General features: G+C 46.2%; 14 protein-coding genes and 1 other RNA gene. 7 read left to right on the forward strand and 8 right to left on the reverse strand.

The annotated features are described in order from the left end of the window. Positions 1–92 precede the first annotated feature (92 nt). Both IEV89_RS20975 and mtgA read left to right on the forward strand, forming a co-directional pair. On the forward strand, positions 93–746 hold the full coding sequence (locus IEV89_RS20975) for a type 1 glutamine amidotransferase family protein (protein WP_188475456.1): 654 nt from the start codon (positions 93–95) through the stop codon (positions 744–746). Beyond that, entirely contained in the window at positions 743–1,474 is a 732-nt protein-coding gene (mtgA, locus tag IEV89_RS20980) for a monofunctional biosynthetic peptidoglycan transglycosylase (protein WP_188475457.1), read from the forward strand. Before IEV89_RS20975 ends, mtgA begins: the two co-directional genes overlap by 4 nt. An 83-nt stretch (positions 1,475–1,557) precedes the next feature. On the opposite strand, the gene dolP is transcribed toward mtgA, so the two are convergent. From dolP to IEV89_RS21000, 4 genes are all read right to left on the reverse strand, one after another. Further along, entirely contained in the window at positions 1,558–2,133 is a 576-nt protein-coding gene (dolP, locus tag IEV89_RS20985) for a division/outer membrane stress-associated lipid-binding lipoprotein (RefSeq protein WP_188475458.1), read from the reverse strand. A 9-nt stretch (positions 2,134–2,142) separates the two neighbouring features. Continuing rightward, the gene (diaA, locus tag IEV89_RS20990) at positions 2,143–2,733 is read right to left on the reverse strand and encodes a DnaA initiator-associating protein DiaA (protein ID WP_188475459.1); all 591 of its coding nucleotides are present in this window, start codon (positions 2,731–2,733) and stop codon (positions 2,143–2,145) included. Between the two features lie 66 nt (positions 2,734–2,799). Continuing rightward, a complete protein-coding gene (locus IEV89_RS20995; protein ID WP_188475460.1) occupies positions 2,800–3,168 on the reverse strand; it encodes a YraN family protein in 369 nt (122 codons plus the stop codon). A gap of 78 nt (positions 3,169–3,246) precedes the next feature. Next, complete coding sequence (locus IEV89_RS21000) at positions 3,247–5,283, reverse strand: penicillin-binding protein activator (RefSeq protein WP_188475461.1); 2,037 nt, start codon at positions 5,281–5,283, stop codon at positions 3,247–3,249. Between the two features lie 62 nt (positions 5,284–5,345). Between IEV89_RS21000 and rsmI the strand changes: the two genes are divergently transcribed. The 4 genes from rsmI to IEV89_RS21855 all read left to right on the forward strand — a co-directional run bounded on the left by rsmI (position 5,346) and on the right by IEV89_RS21855 (position 8,299). Next, positions 5,346–6,215, forward strand: coding sequence for a 16S rRNA (cytidine(1402)-2'-O)-methyltransferase (gene rsmI, locus IEV89_RS21005; protein WP_188475462.1), 870 nt, complete (start codon positions 5,346–5,348; stop codon positions 6,213–6,215). A gap of 25 nt (positions 6,216–6,240) precedes the next feature. Next, positions 6,241–6,619: RNase P RNA component class A (gene rnpB / locus IEV89_RS21010), an RNA gene on the forward strand. A 61-nt stretch (positions 6,620–6,680) separates the two neighbouring features. Then, complete coding sequence (locus IEV89_RS21850; RefSeq protein ID WP_229746554.1) at positions 6,681–7,865, forward strand: DUF3258 domain-containing protein; 1,185 nt, start codon at positions 6,681–6,683, stop codon at positions 7,863–7,865. Then, positions 7,808–8,299 (forward strand): tyrosine-type recombinase/integrase, encoded by a 492-nt coding sequence (locus tag IEV89_RS21855; protein WP_229746555.1) that lies wholly within the window; start codon positions 7,808–7,810, stop codon positions 8,297–8,299. Before IEV89_RS21850 ends, IEV89_RS21855 begins: the two co-directional genes overlap by 58 nt. A 295-nt stretch (positions 8,300–8,594) precedes the next feature. Here the strand turns inward: IEV89_RS21855 and IEV89_RS21020 are convergent, their stop codons facing one another. From IEV89_RS21020 to IEV89_RS21030, 3 genes are all read right to left on the reverse strand, one after another. Further along, entirely contained in the window at positions 8,595–9,011 is a 417-nt protein-coding gene (locus tag IEV89_RS21020; RefSeq protein ID WP_229746556.1) for a hypothetical protein, read from the reverse strand. A 201-nt stretch (positions 9,012–9,212) separates the two neighbouring features. Further along, positions 9,213–9,614 (reverse strand): hypothetical protein, encoded by a 402-nt coding sequence (locus IEV89_RS21025; protein ID WP_188475463.1) that lies wholly within the window; start codon positions 9,612–9,614, stop codon positions 9,213–9,215. A 14-nt stretch (positions 9,615–9,628) separates the two neighbouring features. Further along, positions 9,629–9,877 (reverse strand): hypothetical protein, encoded by a 249-nt coding sequence (locus tag IEV89_RS21030; protein ID WP_188475464.1) that lies wholly within the window; start codon positions 9,875–9,877, stop codon positions 9,629–9,631. 468 nt (positions 9,878–10,345) lie between these two features. Between IEV89_RS21030 and IEV89_RS21035 the strand changes: the two genes are divergently transcribed. Continuing rightward, positions 10,346–11,059, forward strand: coding sequence for a YagK/YfjJ domain-containing protein (locus IEV89_RS21035; protein ID WP_188475465.1), 714 nt, complete (start codon positions 10,346–10,348; stop codon positions 11,057–11,059). A 221-nt stretch (positions 11,060–11,280) separates the two neighbouring features. Here IEV89_RS21035 and IEV89_RS21040 read toward each other — a convergent pair. Next, positions 11,281–11,388 (reverse strand): integrase core domain-containing protein (locus tag IEV89_RS21040; protein WP_188471404.1); only part of this gene is annotated, 108 nt, incomplete at its 5' end.

The raw sequence follows: 11,388 nt of genomic DNA on the forward strand, positions 1-11,388 counted from the left end.
TGTTACAAGATTCATTAAAAACTGTGATGTAGATTAGTCTTTGTCTATACAAAACTTCAAGCCTTTATCGCAGGAATTTTTGGAGAAAAAAAATGAAACCTGTTGGCGTTGTGCTCTGCGGCGATGATTTTCACGACAAAACAGGATTTCTGGAAGCATTTTGGGTCCTTTCTGCCCTAAAAAAACGGGGTGTCAAAAGCCAATGTATAGCCATTAATGATTCGCAACTTAATGTAATAAATGAGTTTTTTATAAAGAAAGAAAAAGAAGGTTTTCTCATAACGCCAGAATCTCCTTTTCTGCCCTTAAGTAAAATCGCCTTCCTTAAGGAATCGGTTCCTAAGAACTTTAGCGCGTTGATTTTTCCTGGAGGTTTTGGCGCGATCCGTCGTTTCACCACGCTGGAGACGGATGGAAGCGATTACACAATCGATGAAGAATTATTCACATTAGCGCACGGAATACATAAGCAACGAAAACCATTAGCGTTCATCAGTCAGGCCGGAGTACTGGCACCTAAACTGGTGGATACTGAAATTCGAGTGACCTTAGGTTGTGATGTGGATCGCGCGGAACTCCTTGATGCCATTGGGGCCGAACACGTTGCCTGCCCGGCTGATGATATTGTCGTCAATTTGGAAATGAAAATTGTTAGCACTCCTGGTTTGCTTGCGGAAGAATCAGACCGTGAAGCGGCTGTGGGGATTGATAAGCTGGTCAGATGTGTTATGGAATGGATTAAATGAGTAAATCGTCAGGAATCGTCCTGCTAAGGACGCCGATAAAGTGGCTTAAACGCCTTTTAATACTGTTTATTGGCTTATGGGGCGCGGGTATTCTGCTGTTCTCTTTTATGCCCGTGCCCTTCTCTGCAGTGATGGTAGAGCGGCAAATTTCTGCCTGGATGAGCGGAGATTTCAGTTACATCTCCCATTCTAACTGGGTACCGATGAGTGAAATTTCCCCGCCGATGGCATTAGCCGTGATGGCAGCGGAAGACCAAAAATTCCCGGAACACTGGGGATTTGATGTCGAAGCGATTCAGTCAGTGCTGGAGAAAAGTGATAAAGATGACGGGCGGATTCGAGGTGCTTCGACACTTTCTCAGCAAACCGCCAAGAATCTGTTCCTATGGGATGGTCGCAGTTGGGTGCGCAAAGGGTTGGAGGCTGGACTGACCGTTGGTATTGAAACAGTATGGAGCAAGCGCCGGATTCTGACGGTATACCTTAACATCGTAGAATTTGGTGATGGTATTTTCGGTGTGGAGCAAGCTGCTCAGCACTTTTTCCATAAACCGGCCAGCAAGCTGACTGCGTCTCAGGCTGCGCTGTTAGCGGCGGTCCTGCCCAACCCGCATCTTTTTAAAGTGAATGCGCCCTCGGCTTATGTCCTGCGTCGCCAGCAGTGGATCCTACGTCAGATGAGTCAACTGGGTGGTGAGACATTCCTCGCTGAACACAAACTCCGGTAACCTTTTTTATCTGAATCTTAATGCATAACAAAAGGGCTCAGCATACGATGCTGAGCCCTTTTCACCACTTTTCTACACGACCCTTACTTCACGTAGGTAAACGCCGTGGTGACATGTTTCACGCCGCTGATGCCGGCAGCAATACTCGCCGCTGACTTGCCTTCTTCCGGCGTTACCAGACCTAGCAGGAACACTTCACCATTTTCGGTGGTCACTTTCACATTGGAAGATTTCACTGAATCACTGGTGAGAATCTGTGAACGAACCTTGGTGGTGATCCAGGTATCCAATGACGCCGTCCCCATGCTGACGGGTTTACCCGTGCGGATCTCGTTATACACATCGCTTGCGCCCTCTACACCCATGGTGATCTGTTTGGCGCGGGCGGCCATATCTGGCGTTGGGGCCTGACCCGTTAACAGGACTTTACCCTGATAGGCGGTCGCCACGATTCGGGCTTCATCTTTGAGTTGCTTATCTTTGCTGATCGCGTTGCTCACACGCGCCTCTAGCGTGCTGTCATCAACTTGCGTGCCTACGGAACGGGGATCGGTGCTGGTCTTGGTCGCAACACCGGCAACGCCAACTACAGCGGCGGCTACACAACCTTGTAACAGAAGGGCGCTTAGCAATACTGCAAAGAGAGGACTTGCCTTCATTGAAACTCCTTAGTCGTCCTGGTGTGGGAACAGCGTGTTATCAATTAGGTCACAGAGACAGTTCACTGTGAGCATATGCATTTCCTGAATACGCGCGCTGCGATGTGACGGAATACGGATCTCAACATCGTGAGGCCCCAGCAAACCGGCCAGCTCACCGCCGTCATACCCAGTGAGAGCAACGATTGTCATATCGCGGGTCACGGCGGCTTCAACCGCTTTGACGATATCACGGCTATTACCGCGGGTGGAAATGGCTAACAAAACGTCACCTGTCTGACCCAGTGCGCGGACCTGTTTAGCATAGATCTCATCGTGCAGACGATCATTAGCAATGGCCGTCAGCACAATGTTATCTGCACATAGTGAGATTGCAGGAAGGCTGGGACGTTCAGTTTCAAAACGATTAATCAGACTGGCGGAAAAATGTTGGGCATTTGCCGCAGAGGTGCCGTTACCGCAGCAGAGTATTTTATTGCCGTTGAGCAGCGATTGCACCAGCGTCATTGCGGCGCGGGAAATTGCGTCAGGTAGGGCTTCCGCAGCGGCAATCTGGGTTTGAATACTTTCAGTAAAGCAGGCTTTGATTCTATCCAGCACGTGATTTAGTCCAGTCAGTAAAATGTCGGCTGCACGGTCGGGCAGGCCGTCAGTCTCAAAACAATATCAATCCGCATTGAAAGCATCTGTTAGCCATTCTATCTGGCTACCCGTGATGGCTAAAATATCAAAACGGCAAGATGATGTGTCAAAGCTTGCGTTTCTTCCTGCAAGCCAGAAAGAGGCGGTATGTAACAGCCGCTTCTGTTTTTGATGCGTTACGCTGGCCGAAGCACCACCAAACAGGGCATTGCGACGGTAGCGGACCTCAACAAACACCCAGGTTTGCTGATCGCGCATGATCAGGTCAATTTCACCCAGCCGGCACGCCACATTGGCGGCGACGAAAATCAGCCCTTCTTTCTCAAGATAGCGTCGGGCAAAGGCTTCATAGTCTGCGCCACGCTCGCGGGTTGTTGGCAATTTTTTAAACATCAGTACATCCTTGTACGTGTTAACAGTAGCCATTCCGATGCCTGAGTAAAATTTTCAGCGCTCTCTTAAACCGATATTTTATGAAGAAACCTGCACCAGTGAGCCCTGACGGTACTGCAACCATGGCAATTTGCGATGGATAACGCAGTTATCGTTGGCACTTAGTTGACCGGTTGTCCCGGAAACCTGGAAGCCCGGGATTTGGCGCATTTGTGAGAAGTGATTGGCCAGATCCCATGCATCGATCCCCATGGCATAGAGACGAACCAGCGAATAGTCATTTTTAAACTGACTGGCAGCCTGCTGCATCAATGCTGGATTGTTACCTGCCAGCAGAGGAATATCGCTGAACTGCACGCCTTCCATTTCCATTCGATAGTCGGGGCCTGCACCGGCTTGATAGCTGCGTGAGCTGGCATAAACGGCCGGCTTATTACGTCCACTGACCGCCAGATCAATCATCGGCTTAATCAGCGTTAATTCATCCTGCGTTGCGACGATATATACCGAATCAATATTACCGGATGTGTTGCCACTGGTAGCCTGTGCGATTTGATCATCACTGGGTGGCGCCGGGATAGTGATCCCGCCAATGGTCACGCCCGATTGAGCCGGAGCGGCGGTTTGTACACTGCTGGACACCGGTATTCCGGTCAGTCGGATACCGGTGCGAAGGGTCGATTTCAGTTCAGAATAGGAACCCAGCCCTTGTTTCAAAACGGTCTGGCCACCTTGTTTTTGCCATTCATCGGCAAAGGCTTGCGCGATACGGTCACCAAAGCTGCCGCGCGGTACTAGCAGTAATGGCATCTGACGATGCTGTGCCCACATGTGGCGTGCCGCATCCTGTGCTTCATCTTCCGGCGAGAGCGCAAAGTAACAGATATTCGGGCTGCTTTTCTCTGTTTCTGGCTGATTCAGTGCTAAAACGTTCAATGGTGTCTGGATTGAGCCCAGTTCAGTCACTTTATTTTTTAGCAGCGGGCCGACCACAATGGTGGCGCCATCTTGTTGTGCCTGAGCCAGCAAGACCGGCAATGGCTGAGTGCTGGTGTCATAGACTTTCACCTGTGCGCTCCCATTGACTGGCGTTGCGCTGACTACGGGTGCCGCTGTAGACGGTGCCGCATCCGTTGGCGTGCCCTGAGCTGCGGTGGTGTCTGGCGCCGATGGACTAACGGCTGCATTCGGATCGGTCTGTGGCACGGCGGCGTTTGCATCAACCGTGGCCTGTTGTGGCGCTGGCTGGCTGGGTAAGCCGTTCATTGCCGCATTGAAGCCTTGCTGAATGGCGTTACCGTAAACCTGCGCCGCACCACTCATCGGCAGGAATAGCGCGATTTTTTCAGTAGAAGAAGGCTGGAAGCTAAGGACGCTATTGAGTTGAGTTGGCAAGTTTTTAGCCGCCGGATTAACCGGGTAACGGCGCTGCCAGTCTTTGATACCTGCTTTCAGCAGATCGGGATCCTGTTTATTACTCTGCCAGACGCTGAGGAGATCCAACCAGCCTTGCAACGTATTCTCATCAGCATTGATGGCAATCGAGTTGACATCCTGCTGCGTCATTTGCGACAGCGCACTCCAGGTCGCATCAATGTTGTCCTGATGTGGTTTACCCTGCAGCAAAGGTTCCTGAGCAATATAGGCGCGCAGCAGCCCGAGGCTGGTGCGGCCCTGGCTGACATCGATTTGCGCCTGATAGAAACGGGCTTTCTGTGCATCATTTAAACTAGCCGGATCAAGCTTACTTAGTGTGGCCGCCGCCGCCGGGTAGTTCTGCTGAGCTATCTGCACTTCAGCACTGACCAGTTGTTGCTCCAGCGCTTGTGCTGCGCTCAGATTTTGCGGCAATTTTGCCAGTTGATTCGCCGCTTCTGGCAATTTTCCTTCCCGCAAGAGGGCACGAACTGCAAGTAATTGCCAGTCAGCCTTGGTATCATCACCGTTTTGCTGGGCCTGCTGCAGGTAGTAGTCTGAGCTGCCAGTTGCCTTGGCCTGAAGGGTTTCCGTCGGCGTTTGCGGAGCCTGGCTCGAACAACTGGCGAGAAGCATCGCCACGATAACGGCAGGGATTAAACGTCCCGTGCGGGTACGAAAAGTAGTTGAGGAAGGCATTCAATTTCCAGTGATGTTTTTTTCAAGATGCTCAATATTAAATCGGCAATCCGGATGAAACAATGAATCAACACGATCAAGCAGATATTTCTGCATCAACACTGTACATCGTACCGACTCCGATCGGAAATTTAGGGGACATTACCCAACGTGCATTGGCCGTGCTGAACAGCGTTGATTTGATTGCGGCGGAGGATACCCGTCATACTGGATTACTGCTGCACCATTTTGGTATCAGCGCCAAAATGTATCCACTGCATGACCATAACGAGCAGCAAAAAGCAGAGCATTTATTATCAAAAATCCAGGAAGGTCAAAGCATTGCGCTGGTTTCGGATGCCGGAACACCGCTCATCAATGATCCCGGTTATCATCTGGTCCGTCGCTGCCGCGAAGCCGGTATCCGCGTGGTGCCGTTACCCGGCGCTTGCGCGGCAATTACGGCTCTGTCCGCCGCCGGTTTACCGTCGGATCGCTTCTGCTACGAAGGTTTTCTGCCTGCCAAAACTAAATCTCGAAAAGATACCCTTCAGGCGCTAATTGAAGAGCCACGCACGCTGATTTTCTATGAATCTACCCATCGCTTGCTCGATAGCCTGCAGGATATGGTCGAAGTGTGGGGGCCAAATCGCTATGTTGTCCTGGCCCGCGAATTGACCAAAACATGGGAAAACATCCGCGGCGACGCCGTCGGTGAGTTACTGGCCTGGGTACAAGAAGATGAAACCCGCAAACGCGGCGAAATGGTGCTGATTGTCGAAGGTCATAAAATCGATACTGAAGCACTGCCAGCGGAAGCGCTGCGCACGCTGGCCGTGTTACAAAAAGAGTTACCGTTGAAAAAAGCCGCTGCGTTAGCCGCTGAAATCCACAATGTGAAGAAGAATGCGTTGTATAAATACGCACTCGAGCAGCAAGAGGGTGACAAGTAGGGCGTAATACCCTATTATCCGCCGCGGAGTTGACTAGACAGTCGCCGCTTCGTTGCCGTCCCTTTCGGGGGAGACAGATGGAGGGGAGGAAAGTCCGGGCTCCATAGGGCAGGGTGCCAGGTAACGCCTGGGAAGCGTGAGCTTACGACAAGTGCAACAGAGAGCAAACCGCCGATGGCCCACGCAAGTGGGATCAGGTAAGGGTGAAAGGGTGCGGTAAGAGCGCACCGCGCGGCTGGCAACAGTTCGTGGCAGGGTAAACTCCACCCGGAGCAAGGCCAAATAGGGGTTCACATGGTACGGCCCGTACTGAACCCGGGTAGGCTGCTTGAGCCAGTGAGCGATTGCTGGCCTAGAGGAATGACTGTCCAAGACAGAACCCGGCTTAACGGTCAACTCCAACTTCTTTATAAAACAATGGGTTGATGTATTCCGTCTGCATTTCACGTCAAACTGAGATACAAGATGGGATACATCAGCGCTTGTTCTATTCCAAACACAATCCGTCGTGGCAAGTACTACTACCTTCACTTCAGACTTCCCAACAATAAATTCTTCCGTGCGTCTCTTGGCTGCGATTCTGCGGAGAGAACCAAGTACATAGCCCTTCGACTTAGCTTATTCATATCATTGGTAAAATCCGATAGAATGGAGCCTATCCAGCTTCTTGATATAGTTCAAAAAATGAAAAAGTTAGAGCAAAAGGATATCGATAATTATTTGCTGAAAGTTCAGGCTGTTTTTTATACAGCAGCGAAGAACATCCCTATGGAAGTAAGAGCGAATGTTAGGAATGCAACTTCATCACCATCTTTAGAAAAATCCAACTTAACAGCTATGAATAAGATGCTCGACTCAACCTTTACCGTTGATGCACCAGCTCTTTTAGAAGATACAGTAATTGAGCAACTTGGAAGTGAGTTCGATTTAACGGATAAAGAAGCCGAGGTTGACGACATTGCTGCTCAATGTGATTTTTTTTGGAGACAGGTATGTGATGCTAGTCTGGCATTTTTGAATTCTAACCATACGGAATACAGGCAAATACTTGCATCTTTGAAACCAGATAGTCCACCAGCGCTTATAACTGTTCAGCAAGAAAAAATGACTTCGGCAGCAATCGAAACACCCACATTAATCGAGGCATGGAAAGAGTTCGTCAAATATAAATCGAACTGGAGCGACAAAATTCAACAGATTAATGAAAAGTATTTTGAAGCGATCGCAATTGTCCTTGGCAGAGATACACCTGTTACCGAAATATCTAAGCGAGATATAAAACGACTTTTGGAAGCTGTTGAGGGATTACCTAGACAGAATAAAAAACCTTATAATAATATGACTGTTCAAGAGTGCTTGGAACAGGATGATATTCCTGAAGAAGATCTGGTTTCCTCGAAAACAGTTAAAGATTATTTGAAACTCTGCCAATCTTTCTTTTCGACTTTTTTAACAAAAGAAAAAGACATTCTGATTTCTTCTCCAACAGAAAATGTGTCGTTTGTGAATAAAAGTAAACCTTATGGTAATTACACAGATGCCGAAATGAAAAGCTTAGTTGGTCGTTTTTTATTAGAAAAAAACTGGAAGAAATGGGTATTTTTACTTCTGGCTTACTCAGGGCACGTAGAGGGGAAATTACAAAATTAACATCAGCAGATGTTCGTTTGGATGAGGAAACTAAACGTTATTACCTGATGATTAATGAAAGTAAAACTGCGGCTGGAACGAGACAAATACCGGTACATAATTTCTTAGTTAATAATGGCTTTATTGATTTTGTTAATTCAAAGAAAGGCTCTTTGCTTTTTCCTGAAGTGACATATCATAATCAAGTGACTAAAGCATTTCATATCATCCGTGATGAGTTAGAGATCCCTTCAACTAATGATTTTAATGAGAAACGAATTGTCCACAGTTTACGCCACACGTTCATAACCCATGTAACACCTAAAGTTAATACTACGTTGCTTCAACAAGTTATAGGGCACGAATTATCAAATATCGGTGAAACCAAAAGATATACGCATAGAGCAAAGTTATCTGAACTTTTGATAGTTGTTGATAGCATTGACTGGAAGTAAAATAATTAATGGAACGTTTTCTTACTAGGGCAGACTCCAGCTCCTTTTTTCTTAACTGATTCCGTTCTGTGACCATCTTTATAGACACAAACCTTACCACCCTGCGTAGAGTATGAGTCCACAAGAGTAAGGGTATTGGTTGTTGCATAGCTGTTTGAGAATATAAACATCATCAGCAGTGTTAAAATGTTGAGTGATTTCATTACTTAATTTCCTATTTTAAATCGTGTTTAATCAATTTAATTGCAGCGTTAACGCCAGATAAATTATCTGGCGCTGGCAATGAACAGACAGACTAGTACTGTTGAAGATAGTTAGGAGGGATTCTAACGTAGATCATATCCCCCTTTTCCTCAATGGTAATATTGATATCATTACCATTATTTAGACTAGCGGTTGCTTTGTAAAAGCTATCAGTGAGCTTTTCAGTCACTTTCACTTTTACGCATTGGGCGGAGTCATCACCAAGACTTTCTTTTATTATCTTAGTGACCAAGGGACATGCCGTATCACTGATAGAACTTTCATGATTTAAACTATCAACAGCCAGAGATAATCCCAAAGCAGCGATCCAAACAACAATGAGCAGCTTACTAGACCCAATAACGTTAGCTCTTTTCCAAAGATACACCGGCACAATTATTATGCCCCAAACAGGTAACGGCGGAGTGTATCCAGAATCACGGAGTGTTTTATTATCAGCAGTGACCAACGCAATCAAGATGATGAATGAAACAATGATGACTATCTTAAAATACTCTGCGGGGGGAATACTTGTTGCCAGAGGAAGAATAGCGATCCCCCACGTATAGAAATTATTTAATTTGTTTTTTTGTATGTGCCTGCATCCATTTTTTATTTTCCTACTTAATCAAGTTATCTGGAATTTAGTTAGGGACTTGATGTTGATAAATTATTTATCTGCTATATTAATAGCTCCACTAGCAATTTTTGCGATAGTCTTTTCAGTTTCTAAAGCATCCATGTCTCCATCAATCTCATATTGCTTATAGGCGTCTTTAAGTTGAGTTTCGATTTTTGTACGAGTTTGGCTAGCAGATATTTTTCCAGTTTTCAGAAACTTTACGATTCTCTTGCAGAATAATTCCCCATCTTTGACGCTAGTCAAAAAATCTTGTATTTGTTTTCGGTTTTCTTCTCGGTGATTATTATCGAGATAGATTGGAGCTAAATCGCTATTCATAAACGTCTCACTAGAGAGCTGACGACAATCTGATTTTGCGACCGCATCGTTAGCATACAGATTAACTACGATAGTCAGAGTGATTAATATGGCTGGTCTAATCTTGTTCACGGCTTCTCCTTAGCTTATTCATGCACTTCTACAACATAGCGCCCACCGTGATCTTTGATGGTGTAGTGATAAATATCATCACAATAAACATCGACCGAACCGCCAAAATATTTAGGGATAACGTTGTTTATTTTTTCGCAGGTGTAGCCCTTCGCTTGGATTACGGCTTGTGATGCATCTTTGAGATCTTGAGAAGCCTCTTCTGCCTGCACGTAAGCACTGCTTAAACCCAACAGTAACCCTAAGGCTATTACTTTCTTCATATAAAAATTCTCCGGTTTTACAGGTGGTTGGCTAATTTCCGAGCGTTAAAATGATAACTCAGTTGATCAATTATTCCTATTGATTATTAAATATCGATCGTTTTTACAGATCAATATGCTGTTAGTAACACGGAGGGTGGTAGCCTTTGTATCTACGGATTCGCCATTTGGGATGTCTTACACCGAAAGTCAGTTCAAAATTAATTTCATATCCATCTTGCCAAAAGAGTTGTTTTTTGGTAAGGTCTGATTGGGGTTTTATAATCAACAATTCCGGATTGAATTTTCCCTGATTTTTGAGTTCATTGGCCTGCCGCTATCCCTTGTGGCGAGTCACCTCCGTACTGTTTCCGCTTTGACCGCCTAAGCCAAACCTTCACGGGTTTTAAATAATATCCTTACTTCAAATCAACCAAGTTGATCTCTTGATCAGCTAGGTATTCGTTCGTTCATTACTAGGAGGTAGCTTTGAAAACACAACCAGTAACCAACAGAAAGAAAGGTCGTTTTAACCTGATTAGTTCAAACACTTTTGAACATGATGGCGCTTCCTACTCCGTCAACTGCAAGAGGAATTCTGATTCCCCGTTGAGCACCGAAATTTTAGAAAGAAACATCAACGAACTACGTGCCATGCAAGAGAGCTATGCTCGCGTCTTTGCGTTCAGATTTGATCTCCGTGTACCAAGTAGCATGACCCCGGAAGAATCAAACAGACTCATCAGCGAACTATTCGAAAAACTCAGAGACAAATTCAAGTCTAAGGGATGGGATAACCAACCTATCAAGACGTATGCTTATGGTTGGGTTTGGGAAATAAAAACTGCTCAATCACCTCATTACCATCTCTGGATTGCCGTCCCTGGAAACCAAGTAAAAAGCACAGGATTTGTCGGCCGTGGAATGTATGGATTGATTAATGGTTTATGGTTAGAACTGACAAACGGAAAAGGTCGCGGCCATTTGCCTACAAACGCGGGCTACATGATCATCCGTGATGATGAATCTGAACTAAACGAATTTGTATACAGGGTTTCTTACATAGCGAAGGAGGAAGGCAAATATTCCCAAAGCAATAAGACAAAGCGGTATGGAGGATCAAGGCTTCATGGAAAGATGTTAAAGAAAGCTGCAACGTTCAAAGCTACTAAAGCCAAAGCTCTTACACTCCAAGTTGCTTAGTAATGCTCTCTCTTCACTTCTGCCTATCAGAAAAAATAAAATTAGAATATAATCGGGAGTGGAAGTTTAAGTAGGCCCATAACCCTCCTGTAAGCCACGCTGCTAAGTTTTATTTATGCAGGCTACCTACCCCACAGGGTATGATGAAAAATCGCTTAACGTGGCTCCTGCTGCGTTTTTATTGATACAAAAAAATTATTCCCCTGTAGTCCCTCCGGTTTTTAGTACCACCGCCAATGAGGATCTCCGGCCAGTTTTTGCCTCGCATAGATAACGGGTGGCATATCACCGAGTGAGCTATGCGGACGTTCTTCGTTATATTCTGCGCG

Source organism: Hafnia psychrotolerans, from assembly GCF_014639435.1.
In the GTDB taxonomy this organism is placed as follows: Bacteria; Pseudomonadota; Gammaproteobacteria; order Enterobacterales; family Enterobacteriaceae; genus Ewingella; species Ewingella psychrotolerans.

Bases quoted from the DNA above. Each gene is read 5' to 3' on its own strand.
- IEV89_RS20975 (WP_188475456.1), top strand. From the start codon at position 93: ATGAAACCTGTTGGCGTTGTGCTCTGCGGCGATGATTTTCACGACAAA.
- mtgA (WP_188475457.1), top strand. From the start codon at position 743: ATGAGTAAATCGTCAGGAATCGTCCTGCTAAGGACGCCGATAAAGTGG.
- dolP (WP_188475458.1), bottom strand. From the start codon at position 2,133: ATGAAGGCAAGTCCTCTCTTTGCAGTATTGCTAAGCGCCCTTCTGTTA.
- IEV89_RS20995 (WP_188475460.1), bottom strand. From the start codon at position 3,168: ATGTTTAAAAAATTGCCAACAACCCGCGAGCGTGGCGCAGACTATGAA.
- IEV89_RS21000 (WP_188475461.1), bottom strand. From the start codon at position 5,283: ATGCCTTCCTCAACTACTTTTCGTACCCGCACGGGACGTTTAATCCCT.
- rsmI (WP_188475462.1), top strand. From the start codon at position 5,346: ATGAATCAACACGATCAAGCAGATATTTCTGCATCAACACTGTACATC.
- IEV89_RS21850 (WP_229746554.1), top strand. From the start codon at position 6,681: ATGGGATACATCAGCGCTTGTTCTATTCCAAACACAATCCGTCGTGGC.
- IEV89_RS21855 (WP_229746555.1), top strand. From the start codon at position 7,808: ATGGGTATTTTTACTTCTGGCTTACTCAGGGCACGTAGAGGGGAAATT.
- IEV89_RS21030 (WP_188475464.1), bottom strand. From the start codon at position 9,877: ATGAAGAAAGTAATAGCCTTAGGGTTACTGTTGGGTTTAAGCAGTGCT.